The organism is Lutibacter sp. TH_r2 (genome assembly GCF_033101135.1).
In the GTDB taxonomy this organism is placed as follows: Bacteria; Bacteroidota; Bacteroidia; order Flavobacteriales; family Flavobacteriaceae; genus Lutibacter.
Map to the genome: position 1 here is coordinate 1,328,566 of NZ_JAWMPV010000001.1, position 22,840 is coordinate 1,351,405.

A 22,840-nucleotide genomic window follows, 5' to 3' on the forward strand; every position below is an offset into this window, starting at 1 on the left:
CAATGAAAGTATTGAATTTAACATAAAAATATAAAGAGTTAAATATGTATTATTTTGATAATATTTAAACTAGGTGTAAATTTTTTAAAATATGTTTTTGATCTGCTGTACTTGTAGAGTGTCATAATTTATATGTGAAACATATTTCAAAGTGAAATTGAGCAAAACTAAGTAATAAACTAGCTTAGCATGGTTTTTGCTCTTTTAAGAGCTTCAACTAATAATTCAATTTCTTTTTTAGTGTTGTAAAACGAAAAAGATGCTCTAACTGTTCCAGGAATTTTGTAAAAATCCATAATTGGTTGTGCGCAGTGATGACCAGTTCTAACGGCAATTCCTAATTTGTCAATTATACTACCAATATCGTATGGGTGAATAGAGCCAATATTAAAAGAAATTACAGATGTTTTATTTTTTGAGGTTCCATAGATTTTTAAACCTTCTATTTCTAATAATTTAGTAGTTGCATAGGTTAGCAGTTCGTTTTCATATGCTGCTATATTGTTAAAACCTATTTCATTCATATAGTCTAAAGCGGTTCCAAAGGCAATTCCACCGGCAATATTTGGTGTTCCAGCTTCAAATTTATGTGGTAAATCTGCATACGTAGTTTTTTCGAAAGTAACCTCTTTAATCATTTCTCCACCACCTTGATATGGAGGAAGTTTGTTCAACCATTCTTCTTTACCATAAAGCATTCCTACACCAGTTGGGCCACAAAGTTTATGAGCTGAAGCAACATAAAAATCTACATCTAATTTTTGAACATCTGGTTTAATATGTGGGCAACTTTGTGCGCCATCAATTAAAACTGCTGCACCTACATTGTGCGCTTTTTTTATAATTTCTTCAATAGGATTAATAGTTCCTAGCGCGTTAGATACGTGATTTACAAAAACAAGTTTTGTTTTTTCTGAAAGTAAATTGTTGTATTCATTCATTAATAATTCCCCTTCTTCATTCATAGGAATTACTTTTAAAATTGCTCCTGTACGTTCGCAAAGCATTTGCCAAGGAACTATATTTGAATGATGTTCAAGGGCAGATACTATAATTTCATCATCTTTTTTTAAGATTGAAGTAAAACCAGTTGCAACTATATTAATACTGTGTGTTGTACCTGCAGTTAAAATTATTTCGTAATTATTTTTAGCATTAAAATGCTTTTGAACTTTAATTCTGGCTTGTTCATAAGCGTCTGTTGCTTTTTGACTTAAGGTATGAACGCCTCTATGAATATTAGAATTTATTTTACTGTAGTAATCTACAATGCTATTTATAACTTGTATTGGTGTTTGGCTTGTTGCGGCATTATCTAAATATACTAGTGGTTTTCCGTTTACTTTTTCATTAAGAATAGGAAAATCAGCTCTAATTTTATCAATATCAATCATTTTTTCTTTTTAGAATCATTCTAAATACAAAATTACAAAAATGGATTGTTTTACGTAGTTTTTTTATAGCTAATTACTGCCAATCCATTCATTATAAAAGCGTATAGTAGTGTTTTAGTGAGTTGTGGTATAATATCAGTAAAACCAGAACCTTTAAGCATTACCATTCGCATAACCTCTACAAAGTATCTTATAGGGTTAAATTCTGTAATTATTTGGGCCCATTTTGGCATACTTTCTATAGGTGTAAACAAGCCACTCATTAAAATAAAAATGACCATAAAAAACCAAGAGATAAACATAGCTTGTTGCTGCGTGTCTGTAAAGTTTGAAATAAATAAACCAATACCTAAAATTACTAATATATAAATGGAGGTATATAAATACATGAGTGTTAAACTACCAACTATTGGAACGTTAAACACAAGTTTTGCAATAATTAATCCAACAGATAATAGAACTAATCCTATTACCCAAAACGGAAAAAGTTTACCTATTATAAATTGACTTTTCCTTATTGGAGTTACATTTATTTGCTCTAATGTTCCAATTTCCTTTTCTCTTACAATGTTCATTCCAGATAAGAATAAAATAATCATAGTTACCAGTAAAACTAATATACCTGGAACCATAAATGTTTTATAGTTTAAGGTTTTATTATACCAAAAAGATGGGATAGTTACAATATTTAAAGGTTGCACTTGAGACACATCAGATACTTGCATTAAATCAACCATTAGATTTTTGTTAAAGCTTTGAATAATTTGTGATACATACACATTTTCAACACCTGCTGCTGCACCATCTATTGCGTTTATGGTTATTCCTAAATTATTATATTTTTCGTTTTGTAAGTCTTTTTGAAAATGTTGTGGAATTTCTAAAACTACATCAACTTTTCCGTTTAGCATAGCTGAACTTGCTAACGATTCCGTTGGATAATCTGTTACTACATTAAAATAAGTTGAAGCATTAAATTTTTCAATTAACGCTCTAGATGTTGATGTGTGATCATTATCTATATATCCAAATTTAATATTTTTAATATCAAAAGTAGCTGCATTTGCTAATATTAAAAGCTGAATTACAGGCATAATAAAAATAATAGGTAGCATTCCTTTATTTCTAAATATTTGCTTAAACTCCTTTTGTATAATGTATAATATTGTTTTCATTTTAGGTGTCTTGTATCTTGGTATTTGTTGTTATAACTAGTATCGATAGCGACGAGGTTATTTTATTTTTTAGAAACAGATTATTTCAACTTTTCATCAAAAATTTCGGAATAACAGTTTGTTATTTATTCCAATCTAATTTTATATTTTTTCACACTTAATCCAATGAAAAATACAGTCATACCTAATAAAATTAAGGTTTCTTTCCATATATATTGTAATCCAACACCTTTTAGCATAATTCCTTTAATAATAATAATAAACCATTTGGCAGGAATAATATTACTTATTACTTGCATTGGAACAGGCATACTTGAAATGGGGAAAATAAAACCCGATAACAAAATAACTGGAAGCATTAATCCCATTAAGGAAATCATCATAGCAGTTTGCTGTGTAGCAGAAATAGTTGAAATTAAAATACCCAATGCTAACGATGTAATAATAAATAGCACGCTTTCTAAACCTAATAATAATAAACTTCCTTGAACAGGCATTTTAAAAATAAAAATGCTCAATAAAATAATAACAATAGCATTAATAATAGATAGAAAAATATAGGGAAACACCTTACCTATAATCACTTGAAAAGGCTTTAATGGTGATACTAATAGAATTTCCATAGTTCCTAATTCTTTTTCTCTGGTTATTGAAATAGATGTCATCATAGCAGATACTAGCATAAGAATCATTGTCATTACACCAGGAACAAACATGTATACACTTTTTAATTCAGGATTGTAAACCATACGTGTTTGAGGTACAATTTGGTAAGCTGAAGTGGTATTTTTATTTTGTTCTTTTAAATAATTTTGAAGAATGGCATTTACGTAATTACTTATAGTATTAGCTGTATTTGGATCTGTAGCATCTGTAATTACTTGTATATTAGAATGTTTTTTTGTGATTAGATTTTTAGTAAAATCTTTTTCAAAATTTAAAATTGCTTTTACTTTTCCTTTTTTAAAAACTACTTCAATGTCTGATTCTTTTTCAATAAATTGATTAATGCTAAAATATTTTGAAGCTGAAATTTTAGTAATAATTTCTTTGGTTGTAGCATCTTTTGAATGGTCTAAAATGGCAATATCTACATTGTTAATTTCATTTGTAATGGCAAAACCAAATAGCATTATTTGTGCAATTGGCATACCAAACAATATAAATAAAGAGCGCTTATCTCTAAAAATATGGTAGAATTCTTTTTTTACAAAACCTATAAATCGTTTCATTTGTTTTTGTTGTTATAACGAAGAGTGATAGTGACGTAGTTATCTTAATTTTTTATTTTTCATCATCCTCTTGCTAATTTTAAAAACACATCATTCATATTTTTTACTTTAAACTGTTCTTTTAGTTTTTTTGGTGTATCTAAAGCTTCAATTTTACCATTTACCATTATAGATACTCGGTCGCAATATTCTGCTTCATCCATATAATGTGTAGTTACAAATATGGTGGTGCCTTGGTGAGCTGCTTTATAAATCATTTCCCAAAATTGACGTCTAGTAATTGGATCTACTCCTCCTGTTGGCTCATCTAAAAACACAATTTTTGGGTTGTGTAGCAAAGCCACTGAAAAAGATATTTTTTGTTTCCAGCCTAGAGGAAGTGAGCCTACTAGTTCATTTGTAATTTCTTGCAAGCCTAATTCTTCAACTAATTGGCATCTTTTTTCATTTATTTGTTTACGAGTTAAACCATAAATACCTCCAAAAAAAGTAATGTTTTCTTTTACGGTTAAATCATCATACAAAGCAAACTTTTGACTCATATAGCCAATGCTTTTTTTAATTGCTTCAGCATTAGTAAACACATCAAAACCGGCTACATTTGCCTTACCAGATGTTGGATTAGATATTCCAATCAACATTTTCATAGCGGTAGTTTTTCCTGCTCCATTAGCTCCTAAAAAACCAAATATTTCTCCCTTTTCAACATCGAAAGTAATGGCGTTTACAGCGGTGAAATCTCCAAATTTTTTGGTGAGGTTTTCAACGTGTATTACATTTTCTTGTTTCATTTTGATGTTATTATTAAATCTGTTATTCTGATTTTTTGTTTCAGAATTTCATCTTATTGGTTTTTATTAATCTTGTCATTCCTGCCTGCGCAGGTATGACGGCAGTTTTTCATTTACTTCGCTAACTCCATAAAAGTATCTTCTATGGTTGGTTTTGTTTTTTCAATTTCTATATTAGAAAAGTTTTTAGATTCTAAATATGTTTTTAATTCTTTTGGGTTAAAATCTGTTCTGTTATCTGTATAATGCACAAATTCACCAAAAGGATAGACGCTATGCTTGTATTTGTACTCATTTAAACTGTTTATTAATTGATACATATTATTTGAGCGAACATTATATATTGGGTTTGGATAGTGTTTTACAATAGATTCTGGTGTGTCTATCTCCAGAATTTTTCCGTTTTGAATGAGTGCAATTCTATCACAAAGTTCAGCTTCGTCCATATAAGGTGTTGACACTAAAATTGTAATGCCTTTTTGTTGCAGACGTTTTAACATTTCCCAAAATTCTTTTCTTGAAACAGGATCAACACCAGTGGTTGGTTCATCTAAAAATAACACCTTTGGCTTATGAATTAAAGCACAACACAATGCCAATTTTTGTTTCATTCCGCCAGAAAGTTTTCCAGCTCTACGGTTTTTAAAAGGCTCAATTTGCACATAAATATCTTTTATTAAATCGTAGTTTTCTTCTATGGTTGTTCCAAAAATAGTTGCGAAGAAATTTAGGTTTTCTTCAACCGTTAAATCTTGATATAAAGAGAATTTCCCAGGCATATAACCAACACTATTTCTAATGTTTTTATAATCTTTTACTACATCAAACCCAGCTACGGAAGCTGTGCCTTGGTTTGGAAATAAAAGTGTGGTTAAAATTCGAAACAAAGTGGTTTTACCAGCGCCATCTGGTCCAATAAGCCCAAAAAGTTCACCTTCTTTTACATGAAAAGAAATGTTTTGCAAGGCCTTAACTTTTTTATAAGATTTGGATATGTTGGAAACAGAAATGCCCACGCTTATTTAGTTTTGAATTGTAATTTTTGTTTCCATTGTAATTTTAGATGTTATAGAATTGGAAATTAAACAGGCTTTTTCTGCTTTTTCTATAATGCGTTGAGCTCTATCTCGTTTAGACTCGTCTGTAATTACAACTTCTGGAAATAATAATACTTCGCTTATTACAAATTTGCCGTCTACTTTTTCTAAAATTCCTTTTGAGCCACATTTAAAACTCACAAATTCTAATTTAGAAAACCCAGCGATGGCTAAAAAAGTAGTCATTAAACAACTGCTAACAGCCGCAGTAAATAAATGTTCTGGCGTCCATATATTTGGCATGCCTCCAGGAAATTCTGGCGGTGTTGCTACTTCTATGCAGTTTGTTTCTTGAGTTTCATTATTATTTAATTCTGGAGAGCACATTGTTCCTTTTCGGTCTTGAGTCCAGTTAATGTCAACGTTATAAGTATGTTTATCCATAATATTTATTATTAATTATTTTGTTCTAAATTGTTTAGCCACATTTCTGCAGGCATTCCTATTTTTAAGCTTCCATTGTTAACAACATCAATTTTTACGGCATATACTAATGCCACGCGTTCTTCTTTTGTTTGAATTATTTTTGGTGTAAATTCTGCTTCGGAAGCGATCCAACTAATTGTGCCTTTGTAAGATTTCATTCCGTCAGAATCATCAATTTTTACAGTAACTTCTTGCTCTATTTTTATGGCTGCCAATTGTGTTTCGCTAATGTAAACTCGCAATTGCAAGGTGTTTAAATCGGCAATTTTATATAAAGGTTTTCCAAAAGCTGTAATTTCATTTGGTTCTGCATATTTTGTTAAAACCGTTCCGTTTACGGGATTAATAATTTTACTTTTCTGTATTTGGTCATTAATTTGTTGTATTTGAACATCAATACTTTTAAGCTCATTTACAACAGGTGCATTTTGAATTTCTACACTTCTAATTCGGTTTTTAATAACATCTATTTCACCTAGAACATCGTCTAGTTGTTTTTGAGTTCCGGCATTGTCTTTAATTAAATTTTCAATACGGTTTTTATTTGTTTTTGCTGTTTTAAGTTGTGCACTTAAAACGTTAATTTGAGATAAAACGCCTTTGGATTTTGAACCAATTACAGCTTTAGATACTTCTAATTGTTCTTTTTTTAAGGCTAACGGAATAGTGTCGATATATCCTAAAAAGGCTTCTTTTTTTAGTATATCACCTTCATTAACATCAAATTGCATTAATTTTCCGTTGTTTTCTGCTGAAATGGTTATTTCTGTGGCTTCAAAATTGCCATAACCATCTGCTTTTCCGTTGTTGTTTCCGCAGGATAATAGACTCGATGCTATAATGCTTAATACTAATATATATTTATATGTTTTCATTTTTAAAAATTTAGTACCCTTTTATGATGTTATAATTTGCTTTTGCTAGTTGTAATTGAATGTTATGTTGTACCAATGTGTTTTCATCTTCGTATAAATTGGTAAGTTCTGTAATGTAAGCTGATGATGTAATTACTCCGTTTTTAAGTTGAGAATCGGCTGTTTTAAGTACTTCTTTTCGTAATTTAACAATCTCAATATCTGATGTAATAATTGATTTAATTTTTTCAATTTCTTTTTGTTGTTTATTCAGTTCAATACTAGTATTCAATCTAAAAATTTCAGCTTCATTGTCTATAATATCTTTATTAACTGCTAAAGATTTTTGTTGTTTTTTATTGGTGTTCCAATCAAAAACATTCCAATTTAATTTAACGCCAACAGTATAAAATGTTTGAAACGAATTATCGAGCATATTCAATCCAGGATTTCCATAACCTCCAGTTGCAAAGCCAAGTATTTTGGGTGCGTTTTGTTTAGAAATTAAGGTTTTAGAACTTTCAATTTCATCTTTTTTAAACTGAAACAATTCTAGTTCAGGTCTGTTTAAATTTGTAGTTAATTTGGTTTCTATTAAAGGTTTATTAAAATTGGTTGCGCTATTTAATGGTTGACTAATTAAGCTCGAAAGCGTCTCGATGAGCGCTATTTTATTGTTTTGAAGTTCAATAAGTTGCTGGTTTATTTTAAGTAATTCGGCTTCTAAAACTTTATCGGATGCAGGTAAAAGTACACCATATTTAACACCTGATTTTACTTCCTTTAGTTTTGCTTTTAATTGAGTTTCTTTTGCCTTTAACAACAAATTTATTTCCTGTGATAGTAATATTGAAAAGTACAATTGGTTTATTTGTTGCTTTAACTTATAAAGGTTCACTTTAATTTGTTGCTGCTTTGTTTTAAGTTGTGCATTTTTTTGTTTTAAAGAAGCATTAGTACTACCACCATTATAAATAAGTTGGTTTACAGAAAGTGTTGCTCGGTATTGATCTTTATTTAAAGGTTCAATACCAGACATTGCCAACGGAAATTCAATAACATCGGATTGATAAGTAGCTTGCGCATCTATATTAAATTGAGGTAATTTGGCATTTGTAATAACTTTAGTATCCAATTGGTTTTGAGTTTCTAGAAATTGTGTTTGTTTTACCAATGGATAATTTACCGTCATCAAATCATAACATTCTTGAAGTGAAATAGTTTGTTGAGCTAAAACTGGAAAGCTTAATAGAGATAGTGTTAAAATTAAAATCTGTTTCATTACTTCTGTTTTATAGAATTGATAATAAAGGTTGAAACTTCAATTTTTCGGTCTTCAATTAATTGTTCATAAGAATTATTATCTGTATTTGTTATTGCCTTAATTAAGGGTGAAGCTATAAATGGAAAAATATTTAATGCCAAAATATTAATAAATAATTGTTCGGCTTTTATAGGAATTAGTATTCCTTTTTCAATTTCAATATTTAATTGTTTTTTAAACTTTTCGATGCTTGGAAATCCAATGCTTTTTTGAATTTTTGAAATAAATTCAGGATTTCTATTGAGTTCTTGAAATATAAAATTAGGTAAATAAGGATGTTTTGTAATAAAAGAAATGTAATTATTGGTGAAGTTTTTAATTTTATCTTCAATAGAAGATTCGTCATTTAAAATTGTATTTAATTGTGGCGATAATAGTGAAAATGCATTTTTAAAAACAGCTTCAAAAAGTAGCTGTTTACCTCTAAAATAATAATGAAGCATAGCTTTGTTAATTCCTGCCTTATCTGCTATTTCCTGCATTCTAGCTCCATCCATTCCTTTAGTTTGAAATACACTTTTAGCAGCTTCTAATATTTTACTTTCAGTATTTTTGTCTTTTGCTTTTTTCATTTTTAACCGTATAGTTTAACCAAATGGTTAGCAAAAATAAATTCTTTTTTTAAACTGACAAAATAAATGCTATTTTTAAGCAATCTTAATATTTAATAAAAATGAAAAAAGTTCTAAAGTTTGGTTTATTATTAGTACTAGTTATTGTTGTTGGAGTAGTGGTTTATAATTATCCGCGGTTAAATATTATTACAGGTTTTTCAGCAAAAAGTGTTTGTTCTTGTACTTTTGAAGCAAATAGAAGTTTGGCGTCTATTGAAAAAGGAGACAATGGATTTAGCCCAATTAATTTAGCTACTAATAAAATAAATTTTGAAGAAAAGTCAGTCACTTCAACTGTGTTTGGCCTTAAAGCTAGAAAAGCAATCTATAAAAAAGGTGTAGGTTGTGTTTTGCTTTCTGAAGATTTTAAAAATGAAATTTCTTTTAAACCAAACCGTCATATAATAGAAAAAAAATTGCCTTATCCTTTCGGAGTTTTACCTCAAAAAGATACCGTATTTACAAATGTGAATTATAAGGCTGTAAATAAAGCAGTTGAAAATGCATTTGATAAAATTGGAGATTCTGTAAAAAAAACAAGAGCAGTTTTAGTAATTTATAAAAATAAAATTATTGCTGAAAAGTATGCTGAAGGCTTTGATGAAAATTCAAAATTTTTAGGTTGGTCTATGACTAAAAGTATTACAAGTGCTGTAGTTGGAGTGTTAGCAAAGCAAGGACGAGTAGATATACATCAAACCAATTTATTTCCCGAATGGGAAAATGATCAGCGTTCAAAAATCACATTAAACAATTTACTTCAAATGAACAGTGGTTTAGCATGGGTTGAAGATTATAATACCATTTCTGATGTTACAAAAATGTTGTATTTAGATAAAGATATGAGTAAAATTCCTTTAGAAAAACCTTTGGTAAGTAAACCAGATAGTAGTTGGAATTATTCTTCAGGAACCACCAATTTAATTTCAAAATATATTAGAAATCAGTTTAAAACTCATCAAGAATATTTAGATTTTTGGTATAAAGAGTTAATTGATAAAATTGGTATGAACTCTATGGTGTTAGAAACTGACGCAAAAGGGAATTATATAGGTTCTAGTTACGGTTGGGCAACTGCTAGAGATTGGTCAAAATTTGGGTTGTTATATTTACATAAAGGGAATTGGAATGGTACGCAAATATTGAATAAAGATTGGATAGAGTATACAGTGCAACCTACACCAACTTCTAATGGTGAATATGGTGCTCAATTTTGGTTAAATTCAGGAGGCGTATATCCAAATGTTCCCAAAGATTTATTTTCTTGCAACGGTTACCAAGGGCAATATGTATTTATAATTCCTTCAAAAAATTTGATAGTGGTTAGATTTGGGTTAGCTGAAAATCCAATTTTTAATACAAATCAGTTTTTGAGTAGTATATCTCAAAGTATAGGTTTAGAACAATAATTCCAGAGTATAGAACAAATTAGAATACTTATTAAAGTGTTTTTAGGTAAATTTGAATTGAGAATATTGTTAAATTATTCTTTAAAACTTACTGTAAATAAAGGTTTTATAGGGGAAATTTCATTTTTTTTGTTAATGTTCCCTTTTATAGATGAAAACGATGTGCTATACTTCTCTTCTAATGGTTTTGAAGATGGTAAAGGAGGTTTAGATATCTATGCAACAAAAATATTAGGTTATGAAGCTTTAGAGCCAGGAATTAATTTAGGTTACCCTATAAATTCAGAAAAAGATGATTTTAGTTTAGTATTTATGCCAGGTAAAAGAGAAGGTCATTTTTCATCTAACAGAATAGGAGGAAAGGGAGATGATGATATTTATTACTTTAAAGAATTAGAACCATTAGTTTTAGACTGTGCTCAAATTGCTCAAGGTGTAGTTAGAGACAGAGATACAAAAGCTTTATTACCTGGAGCAAAAGTTGATTTATACAATGAAGAAGGTGAAGTTATAGAAAGTGTTATTGCAGATAGTTATGCTACATTCTCTTTTAACGTAGATTGTTCAAATACTTATAAAGTAGTTGGAAGTAAAGAAAATTATACTGAAGATTCTACAAACTTTAGAACAAATAGAGAAAATGCAGTAGAATTAACTTTAGGGTTAAATTTACCTCCAAGTGAATTTGTTAGTATTAGAGGTTTAATGATGATTAACATTAATCCAATTTATTTTGATTTAGATAAATCTTTCATAAGAGCAGATGCGGCTATTGAATTAGAAAAAGTAGCAAGAATTATGAAGAAGTATCCTGAATTAAAAATAGAATTAGGCTCTCATACAGATAGTAGAGCTCCAGACAAGTATAACTGGAATTTATCTGATAGAAGAGCAAAATCGTCTTTAGCATGGTTAATTGAGAGAGGCGTGAAAGCTTCTAATATATCAGGAAAAGGATATGGAGAAACTCAATTAGTAAATAAATGTTCAAACGATGTAAAATGTTCAGAGGCACAACACCAATTAAACAGAAGAACAGAGTTTGTTATTTTAAATCCTGAAGTTATTAAATAAGATTTTAATTATAATAATACAAAAAAACCGTTACTAAAAAAGTAGCGGTTTTTTTTTGAATAACTAAAGTTAAATACGCTGTTTTATGTTTATATAATAAAAAAATGCTGCATTTTTTTATTTTAAATTTACTAGTTATACTAGAATAGATACCATTTAGTCTTAAATTCGTTCTGTATGTTAAGAATATTGACCGTTTTATTGAAAGTAGATGAGTTTTATTTAATTATATATTATTTTTGTTTGCATAAAATTATTACTCTAAATATAGAATTTTTAAAATCATAAAAAATAAGAGTTGTGTACTAGTATTAAAAAGGTGTAAATGTTGTAGGGAAATATTTTACATTGATGCTCACGCAACTCTTTCCCATAAAAAAAGCCGCTTATTAGCGGCTTTTTTTTATAATATTGTTTTTATAAATCTAGATCTAAATCAACATTTAAATTTTTTGCAATAAGTTTTGTAATAATTGATTTTAATTGAGGTATTTTAATTTTTTCAACTACATCATTTCCAAAGGCAAAAAGTAATAAAGCTTTTGCTTCTTTTTTAGGAATTCCTCTAGACTGCATATAGAATAAAGCACGTTCATCTAATTGTCCTATAGTACAACCATGTGAACATTTTACATCATCGGCAAAAATTTCTAATTGTGGTTTTGCATTAATGCTAGCACCATCATCTAATAAAATATTATCGTTTTGTTGAAAAGCATTTGTTTTTTGAGCTGCTTGTTGAACTAAAACTTTTCCGTTAAATACACCTGTAGATTTATCAGCAAAAATACCTTTATACAATTCATGACTTTCACAATTAGGAAATTTGTGATTTACCAACGTATTATTATCTACATGTTGCTTATCATCTAAAATTGAAATTCCGTTTAAATTAGATGTTATACGTTCTCCTTCATGATGAAATTCAAGATTGTTTCTTGTTAATTTTCCTCCAAATGAATAAGTATTAACTGTAGCAACACTTTGTTGTTTTTGTGAAACAAAAGTACTATCAATTAACGATGATTCTTTGGTGTCATTTTGAATCTTATAATAATCAACAATAGCTCTTTGGTTAACAAATATTTCAGTTACAGAGTTAGTAAGTGTTGTGTTTTTAGATAAATTTTGATGACGCTCAATAATTTGTACATGTGAGTTTTCACCTACAATTACTAAATTTCTAGGTTGAAGTAAAACTTCTTTTTCGCTTCCAGTAGAAAAATTAATAATTTGAATAGGTTTTGAAACTACTGTGTTTCTTGGAATGTTTATAAATGCACCTTCTTTAGTAAAAGCTGTATTTAATTCTGAAAGGCTATTGTTGTCTTTTGCAATTTTGTTGAAGTAATTATCAACAATCATTTTATATTTTGGACGTGTTAAAGCCGAAGAAAGTATACAAACATCACAATCTTCATGTGTAGTATCAGATAAAAACGAGCTAAATACACCATCAATAAATATTAAAGTGTACGATTCAATTTCATTAATTAGATATTCACGAACATTTTTAAAACCAATTGCATTTCCAACTTCAGGAAATAAATTGAAATCGTTTTTTAATATAGTTTTTAAATTAGTGTATTTCCAATCTTCATCCTTTTTAGTAGGAAAACCTTTTTGTTCAAAATTATGAATAGCTTTAGAACGAATTTCGTGTATGTTAGAATCTAAATCTAAACCGCCTTTATTCTCAAAAGCTAAAAATGATGAAACTAATTTTTCTTTTAAATCCATAGTATATTATTTCAACCAGTCGTAACCTTTTTTCTCTAATTCTAGTGCTAATTCTTTACCTCCAGATTTTACAATTTTTCCGTTATATAGAACGTGAACATAATCTGGTACAATATATTCAAGTAATCTTTGGTAATGTGTAATAAGTACAACAGCATTATCTTTACTTTTTAGCTTGTTTACACCGTTAGCAACTATTTTTAGCGCATCAATATCTAAACCAGAATCGGTTTCATCTAAGATAGCTAATTTAGGCTCTAACATTGCCATTTGGAAAATTTCGTTACGTTTCTTTTCTCCTCCTGAAAAACCTTCGTTTAACGAACGGGATAAAAACTTACGGTCAATCTCTAATAAATCTGCTTTTTCGCGAATTAATTTCAACATATCTTTAGCAGCAAGTTCTTCTAAACCTTGTGCTTTTCTTGTTTCGTTAATAGCAGTTTTTATAAAATTTGTAACTGTTACTCCTGGAATTTCTACAGGATATTGGAACGATAAGAAAATTCCTTTATGCGCTCTTTCTTCAGGAGCTAATTCGTCTAAATCTTCACCATTTAAAAATACTGAACCATCTGTAACTTCAAACTCTTCTTTTCCAGCAATAACTGACGAAAGTGTACTTTTACCAGAACCATTTGGTCCCATAATTGCATGTACCTCACCTGGTTTAATATTTAGGTTTATACCTTTTAAAATCTCTTTATCGTTGATGCCTGCGTGTAAATTTTTTACTTCTAACATTTTGTTTATGTTGTTGTGTTTATTTGTTTATTTATTGAATCGTTAAAAAAAAAACTTTTAATCGATTCAATGGTTAAAATTTCAATTTTAACCAACAGATCCTTCTAAACTAATTTCTAATAATTTTTGTGCTTCTACAGCAAATTCCATTGGAAGTTTATTTAATACTTCTTTACTAAAACCATTTACAATTAAAGCAATTGCTTTTTCAGTGTCAATTCCACGTTGATTACAATAAAATAATTGATCTTCTCCAATTTTACTTGTAGTAGCTTCATGCTCAATTTGAGCTGTTTTATTTTTCACTTCAATATATGGAAAAGTATGAGCTCCACATAAATCTCCCATTAATAATGAATCACATTGTGAAAAGTTTCTAGCATTTTTAGCTCTAGTCCCAACTTGAACTAATCCTCTATATGAATTTTGAGAATGTCCGGCTGAAATTCCTTTAGAAATAATAGTACTTTTTGTATTATCTCCTAAATGAATCATTTTTGTACCAGTATCTGCTTGTTGGTAATTGTTAGTAACAGCAATTGAATAAAATTCTCCAACAGAGTTATCACCTTTTAAAACACAACTTGGATATTTCCAAGTAACAGCACTTCCAGTTTCAACTTGTGTCCAAGATACTTTGGCATTTTTCTCACACAAAGCACGTTTAGTTACAAAATTGTAAACTCCACCTTTTCCTTTTGAATCTCCTGGGAACCAGTTTTGAACAGTTGAGTATTTAATTTCAGCATCGTCTAATGCAATTAATTCTACTACAGCTGCGTGTAGTTGATTTTCATCACGTTGTGGTGCTGTACAACCTTCTAAATAGCTAACATAACTTCCTTTATCGGCAACTACTAGAGTTCTTTCAAACTGTCCAGTTCCACTTTCGTTAATTCTAAAATAGGTTGAAAGTTCCATTGGACACGTAACTCCTTTTGGAATATAACAAAAAGATCCATCAGAAAATACGGCAGAATTTAATGCTGCGTAAAAATTATCTGTTTTTGGAACTATTGAGCCAATGTATTTTTTAACTAATTCTGGGTGTTCTTGTATAGCTTCAGAAATTGGCATAAAAATAATACCTTTTTCATTCAAAGTTTTTTTGAAAGTAGTTGCTACTGAAACTGAATCAACAACAATATCTACAGCTACATTAGATAAACGTTTTTGTTCATCTATTGAAATACCAAGTTTATCAAAAGTTTTTAATAATTCTGGATCAACCTGATCTAAACTATCTAATTTTGGTTTTTGAACTGGTGCTGAATAATAACTGATTCCTTGAAAATCTGGTTTTTCGTAATTTACGTTTGCCCAATCAGGCTCTTCCATTTCTTTCCAAATTTTAAAGGCTTCTAAACGCCATTCGGTCATCCATTCGGGTTCGTTTTTCTTTTTAGAAATAGCAATAACTACTTCTTCATTTAAACCAATAGGAAACTTATCTGCTTCAATATCAGTATAAAAACCGTACTCGTACTCTTTAGTTTCGAGTTCTTTTTTTAAATCGTCTTCGGTATATTTACTCATAGTTATAATGAAAATGATTCTCCGCAGCCACAAGTTCTTTGGGCATTTGGATTGTTAAATACAAAACCGGTTCCGTTTAAACCGCCAGAGTATTCTAATGTTGTTCCTACTAAATACAAAAAGCTTTTTTTATCTACAATAATTTTAATGCCATTGTCTTCAAATACTTGGTCGCCTTCTGCTTTTTCTTTGTCAAAATTTAAATCGTATGAAAGTCCAGAGCAACCACCACTTTTAACCCCAACTCTTACAAAGTCATTTTCTGGGTTAAAACCATCGTCCTGCATAAGCTCTACAACTTTCTTTTTTGCTATGTCTGAAACTTTTATCATAATTTCTTAAGTAGATTAATTCTAAATAAGTGCAAATATAAGTAAAAAAATAAGGTTTTATAAAGGATTTACTATGAATAAAATGAATTGAGTAATAGTTATTACTTATACTAACAATTTGAGGGAAAGCTATATCTTTGCAAAATGTTAGAAAATAAAAACCAATCGCGTACAAGTTTGTCAGAATTTGGAGAGTTTAAATTAATTGAACATTTAACTCAAAATTTTAAGATAGAACAATCTTCAACAGTAAAAGGAATTGGAGATGATGCAGCCGTAATAGACTTTAAAGGAAAAAAAGCTATAGTAACTACAGATTTACTTATTGAAGGTGTACATTTTGATTTAAGTTATATGCCTTTAAAACATCTTGGGTACAAAGCTGTAATGGTTAATTTGTCTGACGTGTATGCTATGAATGGTAATGCAACTCAAATTACGGTTTCTATTGCTGTTTCTAACAGATTTCCTTTAGAAGCAATTGAAGAATTATATGAAGGAATTTATTTAGCATGTAAAACTTATAATGTTGATTTGGTTGGTGGAGACACAACTTCTTCAACAAAAGGAATGCTAATTAGTATTACTGCTGTAGGTGAAGTTGAAGAGGAAGATGTTGTTTATAGAAATGGAGCAAAACCAAATGATTTATTAGTGGTAACTGGTGATATTGGTGGAGCTTATTTAGGATTACAAGTTTTGGAGCGCGAAAAGCAAGTGTTTGAAGTAAATCCAAATTCACAACCCGATTTAACGCAATATAATTATTTAGTAGAGCGACAATTAAAACCTGAAGCTAGAAAAGATGTAGTTCGATTATTAAAAGATTTAGAAGTGAAACCTACTTCAATGATTGATATTTCGGATGGACTTTCTTCTGAAATAATTCATATATGTAAGCAATCTAAAGTTGGTTGTAATTTATATGAAGAAAAAATTCCTGTAGATCAACAAGTGATATCAACTTGTGAAGAATTTGAATTAAACCCAATTACAGTTGCTTTAAGTGGTGGAGAAGATTACGAATTGCTTTTTACTATTTCACAAGAAGATTTTCCAAAAATAAAAGGAAATCCAAACTTAACGGTAATTGGACATATTACCGAAGAAAGTGAAGGTGCAGCATTAATTACTAGAGCAAATCAAAAAATAGCACTAACCGCACAAGGCTGGAATGCAACTAAATAATTTGAATGAAATTATTTGAAACTGAATTTGATGCTTCAAAAAACTGGTTGCCATATAATGGAACAGTACATTTTTTTGGAGGAATTTTTAATTCAGAAGAATCTCAAATAAAATACACTCAATTACTTTCTGAAATTGAATGGAAAAATGATGAAGTAATTATTTACGGAAAGCATATTGTTACAAAACGAAAAACAGCTTGGTATGGTAACAAGCCATATAAAATGCTGTATTCTAAAATTGAGAGAATTGCACTTCCTTGGAATAAGGTTTTATTAGAATTAAAAGAGAAAGTTGAAGCTAAAACAGGAGAAGTTTACAATTCTTGTATTTGTAATTTATACCATTCTGGTGAAGAGGGAATGAGTTGGCACGCTGATGATGAAAAAGAATTAAAGCAAAACGGCTCAATTGCTTCGTTAAGTTTTGGAGCTACAAGAAAGTTTGATTTAAAGCATAAAACGTTAAAAGAAAAAATAAGTTTTAATTTAGTTTCTGGAGAATTGTTAGAAATGAAAGGAGAAATTCAAGAACATTGGTTGCACAGTATTCCAAAAACTAAAAAAGTTTTAACTCCGCGAATTAACTTAACTTTTAGGCAAATAGTAAAATAACATTGTAATTTTAAAGTTTTGCATCATATTTGATACTACTTTCTAAAAAATATAGAATGAAAAAAATTGGGCTTTTACTTTTAGTGCTTTTTTGTTTTTTTGAATTCGGTTTTGCCCAACAAGAAAACTTTGAAAAAATAGCGTCTAAACATTTTAAAAATATGTATAAAATAAACGATGTTTTATACAGGTCTGAACAACCAAGTAAAAAAGGTTTTAAAGAAGTTGAAGGTTTAGGTATAGGTACTGTTTTAAATTTAAGAAGGTTAAAAGACAATTCTAAAAAAGCAAAAGGAATTAATTTAGAGCAAAAACACATTCCAATAAAAACAAAGGAATTAAATTACCAAGAAATTATAGATGCTTTAAAAATAATTAAAAAAGCTAAAGAACCTGTTTTGGTGCATTGTTGGCACGGCTCTGATAGAACCGGAACCGTTGTTGCAGCTTACAGAATTATAATTGAAAATTGGACTAAAGAAAAAGCAATTACTGAATTTACAAACGCAACTTTCGGGTATCATAAAAATATGTATCCTAATTTATTAGAATTGCTTAAAAATATGGATGTAGATTTTATTAGAAAAGCTCTTAATGAAAATTAATTAAAACAGTTTTTTGCAAACTGCTCTAAAGCAGAAATAAATTCTTCTTTATTTTCAACATGACTCATATGTCCTCCAGAAAGCTCAACAACTTTAACATTGGTATTTTTAGTTTGGTTTATTAAAGCATTGTAGTTAGAAATAGGATCTTGCTTCCCAATAAACATTTGAACAGGATATGAGGCTGTTTTGTATATAGAAGTTTGATTTTTTCTAGTTTTCATTCCTTCTAGTGCAGCAATAATTCCTTGAGCTGAAATTTTTAAAGCTTCGTTAGTAATTTCTGTAATTTGTTTTGAGAAAACAGTTCTGTTTTCTTCAGAAAAGAGCATTGGTATGGCAATTCTAATAAATGTTTTATGGTTTTGTTTTACAGCTTCAATACCTCTATTTCTATTTAATTTTTTTTCTTCAGTATCAGGTAAAGCAGTTGAATTCATTAAACACAAACCTTTTAAATTATGAGCAAATAATTTAGCAAATGCTAATGAAATATAGCCGCCCATACTATGTCCTACCAATACATATTTTCGTAATTTTAAATAGTCTAAAACCGCTTTTACCATTTTAGCTTGATCTTCCATTGTGTGAACATAACCATAGTTTTCACTTTCGCCATGACCTAGTAAATCAATACAAATTACTCGGTATTTTTTTGAAAGTTGTTCAACAGTTGTATTCCACATAGTTAGATTTTCTAAAAAACCATGGAGTAAAACAATAGCACTTCCTTTTCCAGTAGAAGTAAAATTAATAGTTGTTTTTTTATATTGAATTTGCATTAGTTTTTTAATCCTTTTACTGCTGAAAATGCTTTGTCAACAACATCATCTTCAACTAATATAGTAAATTCGTTTGTGGTTGAAACAACTTCGTATAAAGCTATACCTTCCCAAGCTAAACGTTTGAAAAATTGATAGTATAATCCTGCAATTTTAGTATTTTCTTTAGGTAAACCTATGGTTATTGCGGATAAATGATCTTTGAATTCGGTACAAATTTCGTCCTTGTAATTTAAATCAATATGATTTTTTAGACTTGTTGTTATTAGTACGTTACTTTCATGTACACCTCTAGTAAATGTGTAAAATATATGTGGATCATCTTTTATAATTTCCAACATTTTTAAGTGCGCCTGAATAAGTGTTGGAGAGTTTTTAAACGTGTAATCAGATAAATCCGAACGTACAGTAATATCACCTAAATTTTGAAGAACTTTATTCAGTTTTATTTTATTCGCCATTTCTTTTGGCGGACTATAGCGGCGTAAAGCCATCATAATAGCTCCTGTTTTAACAGGTTTACGCAACATTTTAGAAATAGGATCGCGTAATTCTTCGGCTAAAGCACTATAGTTTAAAATATTTCGTGTTAAAGCATCTTCTAAAAATGGTTGAGATACTAAAATTTCTTCTACACAAGTTGCTATTGTCTTCATTAAATAAATTTTTTAAAGCTATCTAAAACTAGTATGTTAAATAGTTAACAGTATGTGCAAAATTAGTGTATTATTTTTAAATAAACATAGAATGATTAAAAATCATTTTAATTTTGCTGCGTAAAAAATTAAATAAATGAAAGTTTTAAAATTCGGAGGTACTTCAGTAGGTTCTATTGAAAACATAGAGAGAGTAAAAGAACTAATTACTGATGGTGATAAAAAAATTGTGGTTTTATCTGCAATGTCTGGAACCACAAATATTTTAGTAGAAATTTCAGAATTGATTAAAGCAGAAGAACCTAATAAGGCTCTTGAAATAATTGAAACATTGTGTAAAAAATACAATGGTGTTATTGATGATTTGTTTGAAACATCTGAATTAAAACAAACCGTAGGAAATTATATAGATGGAATTTTTGAATATTTAAAAAGTTTAACTTCTGAAAAGCATTCAGAATTACTATATAATAAAATTGTTTCGCAAGGTGAATTGATGTCTACATATATGTTTACACAGTTTTTAATTCAAGATGGTGTAAATGCACGTTTATTGCCTGCTCTGGATTTTATGAGAATTGATAAATCTTTTGAGCCAGATGAATTTTACATTAAGCAAAATTTACAACGTATAATTGATGAGGCATTACCTGCAGATATTTATATTACTCAAGGTTTTATTTGTTTAGATGCATATGGAAATGTTGCAAACTTACAACGTGGTGGAAGTGATTATACAGCAACTATTATTGGAGCAGTTGTTGAGGCTGATGAAGTTCAAATTTGGACAGATATTGATGGAATGCATAATAACGACCCAAGATTTGTTGAAAACACACACGCTATTTCTAATTTAAGTTTTGATGAAGCGGCAGAGTTAGCTTATTTTGGAGCTAAAATTTTGCACCCTCAAACAGTAATGCCTGCAATGGAGGCAAATATTCCTGTTCGTTTAAAAAATACAATGGATCCTGAATCTTACGGAACTTTAATTTCTCAACAAACCGACGGTGATGGAATAAAAGCAATTGCGGCAAAAGATAATATTACGGCTATTAAAATTAAATCTGCTAGAATGTTACTGGCTCACGGTTTCTTAAAAAAAGTGTTTGAAATTTTTGAGAAGTATGAAACGCCTATTGATATGATTACAACTTCGGAAATTGCAGTATCATTAACTATAGATAATGATACTCATTTAACATCTATAGTTGAAGAATTAGATAAGTTTTCAAATGTTGAAGTAGATAATCAACAAAGTATTATTTGTTTGGTTGGGCATTCAATTGTGAGTCATTCTGAAACACATAGATTGTTTAGAGTATTACAAGATATTCCAGTTCGTATGATTTCTTATGGAGGAAGTAAAAATAACATTTCACTTTTAGTGAGTACAGAAGATAAAATTAACGCGCTTCAACATTTAAATAAATATGTGTTTGAAGATGTGGTTTCTTAAAAATTGTGAGAGAATATTAAATTATTTGGAAAAAAAAGCTTTGAGATATCTCAAGGCTTTTTTATTTTAATGTTTTTATAAAATTAGATGGGTATAATCCAGTTTTAGAATAAAAAGCTTTAGAAAAAGATTCTGTATTATTAAAGCCAACTTCGTTTGCTATAGCTTTTATAGAAAATTTTCTAAAAGTATCATTGTTTTTCATTTTTTTAATACAATAATCTATTCTTAATTCAGTAATATAGGAACTGAAGTTTTTTTGCTTGTAGTGATTGATAGTTTTAGATAAATAACTTGAATTGGTTTCTAATTCTTTTGCGAGTTTAGCAAGTGTTAAATTATTTTCAGTAAATAAACTATTATGTTCAAAATCTGCTAGTTTTAATTTAATTTGTTCAATTACTTCTGTAGGAATATCATCAATTTTAGAACTATTTATTGTTTTTCCTGTTATTTTTGTTTCTTCCGTATCCTTTATTAAGTTTTCGAATTTGTGTTTTTGTTTTTTAAAGTAGAAATAGAAAGCAAAAAGACTTATAATTCCAAGAGAAATCAAAATAACAAGTAATAATTTATTTCTTGAGAATTTAGATGATAGTTCATTAATTATTTTTTCTTTTTCTGCTAAAAGTTGAGGTTCGTCGTATTCTTTTTTAATTTTTGTGTTAAGAGTTTTTGTATTTACATTAATTAGACTGTCAACAACTAAAAGCTGATCAATAAAGAGCAACTGATTTTTAGTATCGTTTTTTTCTTTATAGTATTTAATGAAGAATTCTTTTACTTTCCTAGTGTCAGGCATTAAGTCTTTTGAGGCTTTGTAAATTGAATCTGCTTTAGAGTAAAATGTAAAAGCTTCTTCTTTCCTGTTCAAATTATTTAATGCACTACCATACAAATAATTGTAGTTAAATTCATTTGTAAAACAAGAATCAAGTTTTGCTAATTTATTTAAAAGGGCAAGTGATTCACTGTAATTCTTTTTATAATATTCAATTTCGGCATTTAGTTCTAAACTAAAATTTTTTCCATGAATTGAATCTTTTTTACTCAAATATTTAATACATAAATCAGAATAAACATATGCTGAATCAAAATTTTCTTTTTGTATTTGTCCATACGTCAAAAACATATAGCTTTTACTTTTTAGTAGAGTTCTATAACTTTCACTAACTTCAGGATAATTTAAATTTTCAATTACATATAAAAAATTATTTATTGCTTCATCTTTATTTCCCCAAATAAATTTTAGTGTGCCTATATTTTGCTTTATGGATAAAAGTTGTTTTATGTTTTTTCTTTTGTTTGCAAATTTTTGAGCTAATAATAAATTTTCTAATGCGTCATCATATTTTCCTGAATTTAAAAGAATAAAACCTTTCCATAAGTAACCATATCCAGGGTAGTCTTTATATTTTTTGTTTTTTGTAAAGGAAATAATACTATCAAGGTACTTTAGAGCGTTTTGAATACTATCTTTATATAATTCTATAGAAGCCTTTTGAGAGTAACCATGAGCTATTTTAAGCGTATCTTTTTTATTTTTAGCTTTATTCAAATAGGCTCTAATATAAATTTCATTGTTATTTTCATTTGAATATTGTTTATTAAATAACTCTTCAAATGAATAATTTTTTAAACTGTCAGCAACATAATAATTTTGTGTTTTTTGGGCAAGAAGGGATGTTTGACAATTGAGTGAATAAACACAAATTAATGCAAAGAAATATTTTAGAACTAATGTTCTGTTCATAGAATTTTTTAAATTTTAAAACAAAAATAAAAAAACTGGTC

22 protein-coding genes are annotated in these 22,840 nt (G+C 28.7%); 6 read left to right on the forward strand and 16 right to left on the reverse strand.

The genetic code is table 11. From position 1 onward, the window contains the following. Positions 1–179: 179 nt before the first annotated feature. The 9 genes from R3X25_RS05555 to R3X25_RS05595 all read right to left on the reverse strand — a co-directional run bounded on the left by R3X25_RS05555 (position 180) and on the right by R3X25_RS05595 (position 8,865). A complete protein-coding gene (locus R3X25_RS05555) occupies positions 180–1,394 on the reverse strand; it encodes a cysteine desulfurase (protein WP_317672688.1) in 1,215 nt (404 codons plus the stop codon). A 50-nt stretch (positions 1,395–1,444) separates the two neighbouring features. Beyond that, positions 1,445–2,569: an ABC transporter permease gene (locus R3X25_RS05560; RefSeq protein WP_317672690.1), complete on the reverse strand. Its 1,125-nt coding sequence runs from the start codon at positions 2,567–2,569 to the stop codon at positions 1,445–1,447. 125 nt (positions 2,570–2,694) lie between these two features. Next, positions 2,695–3,801: an ABC transporter permease gene (locus R3X25_RS05565; protein ID WP_317672692.1), complete on the reverse strand. Its 1,107-nt coding sequence runs from the start codon at positions 3,799–3,801 to the stop codon at positions 2,695–2,697. 62 nt (positions 3,802–3,863) lie between these two features. Continuing rightward, positions 3,864–4,592 (reverse strand): ABC transporter ATP-binding protein, encoded by a 729-nt coding sequence (locus R3X25_RS05570; protein WP_317672694.1) that lies wholly within the window; start codon positions 4,590–4,592, stop codon positions 3,864–3,866. 113 nt (positions 4,593–4,705) lie between these two features. Continuing rightward, positions 4,706–5,608 (reverse strand): ABC transporter ATP-binding protein, encoded by a 903-nt coding sequence (locus tag R3X25_RS05575; RefSeq protein WP_317672696.1) that lies wholly within the window; start codon positions 5,606–5,608, stop codon positions 4,706–4,708. Positions 5,609–5,614: 6 nt separating this feature from the next. Next, entirely contained in the window at positions 5,615–6,073 is a 459-nt protein-coding gene (locus R3X25_RS05580; RefSeq protein WP_317672698.1) for an OsmC family protein, read from the reverse strand. Between the two features lie 11 nt (positions 6,074–6,084). Continuing rightward, a complete protein-coding gene (locus R3X25_RS05585) occupies positions 6,085–6,990 on the reverse strand; it encodes an HlyD family secretion protein (protein ID WP_317672700.1) in 906 nt (301 codons plus the stop codon). Positions 6,991–7,000: 10 nt separating this feature from the next. Next, complete coding sequence (locus tag R3X25_RS05590) at positions 7,001–8,251, reverse strand: TolC family protein (protein ID WP_317672702.1); 1,251 nt, start codon at positions 8,249–8,251, stop codon at positions 7,001–7,003. Continuing rightward, the gene (locus tag R3X25_RS05595; RefSeq protein WP_317672704.1) at positions 8,251–8,865 is read right to left on the reverse strand and encodes a TetR/AcrR family transcriptional regulator; all 615 of its coding nucleotides are present in this window, start codon (positions 8,863–8,865) and stop codon (positions 8,251–8,253) included. The genes R3X25_RS05590 and R3X25_RS05595 overlap by 1 nt, the downstream gene beginning before the upstream one ends. 101 nt (positions 8,866–8,966) lie before the next feature. Between R3X25_RS05595 and R3X25_RS05600 the strand changes: the two genes are divergently transcribed. Together R3X25_RS05600 and R3X25_RS05605 are read left to right on the forward strand one after the other, a co-directional pair. After that, complete coding sequence (locus tag R3X25_RS05600; protein ID WP_317672706.1) at positions 8,967–10,316, forward strand: serine hydrolase; 1,350 nt, start codon at positions 8,967–8,969, stop codon at positions 10,314–10,316. A 135-nt stretch (positions 10,317–10,451) separates the two neighbouring features. Continuing rightward, a complete protein-coding gene (locus R3X25_RS05605) occupies positions 10,452–11,390 on the forward strand; it encodes an OmpA family protein (protein ID WP_317672707.1) in 939 nt (312 codons plus the stop codon). 417 nt (positions 11,391–11,807) lie between these two features. On the opposite strand, the gene sufD is transcribed toward R3X25_RS05605, so the two are convergent. From sufD to R3X25_RS05625, 4 genes are all read right to left on the reverse strand, one after another. After that, a complete protein-coding gene (gene sufD / locus R3X25_RS05610; protein ID WP_317672708.1) occupies positions 11,808–13,130 on the reverse strand; it encodes a Fe-S cluster assembly protein SufD in 1,323 nt (440 codons plus the stop codon). 6 nt (positions 13,131–13,136) lie between these two features. Then, a complete protein-coding gene (gene sufC / locus R3X25_RS05615; protein WP_317672710.1) occupies positions 13,137–13,874 on the reverse strand; it encodes a Fe-S cluster assembly ATPase SufC in 738 nt (245 codons plus the stop codon). 87 nt (positions 13,875–13,961) lie between these two features. Next, complete coding sequence (gene sufB / locus R3X25_RS05620; RefSeq protein ID WP_317672712.1) at positions 13,962–15,410, reverse strand: Fe-S cluster assembly protein SufB; 1,449 nt, start codon at positions 15,408–15,410, stop codon at positions 13,962–13,964. A 2-nt stretch (positions 15,411–15,412) separates the two neighbouring features. Beyond that, positions 15,413–15,742, reverse strand: coding sequence for an iron-sulfur cluster assembly accessory protein (locus R3X25_RS05625; protein ID WP_317672714.1), 330 nt, complete (start codon positions 15,740–15,742; stop codon positions 15,413–15,415). A 144-nt stretch (positions 15,743–15,886) separates the two neighbouring features. On the opposite strand from R3X25_RS05625, the gene thiL reads away from it, so the two are divergent. From thiL to R3X25_RS05640, 3 genes are read left to right on the forward strand one after another with little or no spacing between them, the layout of a single operon-like run. Further along, on the forward strand, positions 15,887–16,930 hold the full coding sequence (gene thiL / locus R3X25_RS05630) for a thiamine-phosphate kinase (protein ID WP_317672716.1): 1,044 nt from the start codon (positions 15,887–15,889) through the stop codon (positions 16,928–16,930). Between the two features lie 5 nt (positions 16,931–16,935). Then, the gene (locus R3X25_RS05635; protein WP_317672718.1) at positions 16,936–17,544 is read left to right on the forward strand and encodes an alpha-ketoglutarate-dependent dioxygenase AlkB family protein; all 609 of its coding nucleotides are present in this window, start codon (positions 16,936–16,938) and stop codon (positions 17,542–17,544) included. 56 nt (positions 17,545–17,600) lie between these two features. Then, positions 17,601–18,149, forward strand: a complete 549-nt coding sequence (locus R3X25_RS05640) for a dual specificity protein phosphatase family protein (RefSeq protein ID WP_317672720.1) — start codon at positions 17,601–17,603, stop codon at positions 18,147–18,149. Here R3X25_RS05640 and R3X25_RS05645 read toward each other — a convergent pair. Together R3X25_RS05645 and R3X25_RS05650 are read right to left on the reverse strand one after the other, a co-directional pair. After that, positions 18,146–18,931, reverse strand: coding sequence for an alpha/beta fold hydrolase (locus R3X25_RS05645; protein ID WP_317672722.1), 786 nt, complete (start codon positions 18,929–18,931; stop codon positions 18,146–18,148). The two genes, R3X25_RS05640 and R3X25_RS05645, sit on opposite strands and share 4 nt — an antisense overlap. Further along, positions 18,931–19,587: a hypothetical protein gene (locus R3X25_RS05650; protein ID WP_317672724.1), complete on the reverse strand. Its 657-nt coding sequence runs from the start codon at positions 19,585–19,587 to the stop codon at positions 18,931–18,933. The genes R3X25_RS05645 and R3X25_RS05650 overlap by 1 nt, the downstream gene beginning before the upstream one ends. A gap of 136 nt (positions 19,588–19,723) precedes the next feature. On the opposite strand from R3X25_RS05650, the gene R3X25_RS05655 reads away from it, so the two are divergent. Beyond that, the gene (locus R3X25_RS05655) at positions 19,724–21,046 is read left to right on the forward strand and encodes an aspartate kinase (protein ID WP_317672726.1); all 1,323 of its coding nucleotides are present in this window, start codon (positions 19,724–19,726) and stop codon (positions 21,044–21,046) included. Between the two features lie 61 nt (positions 21,047–21,107). On the opposite strand, the gene R3X25_RS05660 is transcribed toward R3X25_RS05655, so the two are convergent. Then, positions 21,108–22,799, reverse strand: a complete 1,692-nt coding sequence (locus R3X25_RS05660; protein WP_317672728.1) for a helix-turn-helix domain-containing protein — start codon at positions 22,797–22,799, stop codon at positions 21,108–21,110. Positions 22,800–22,840 lie beyond the last annotated feature (41 nt).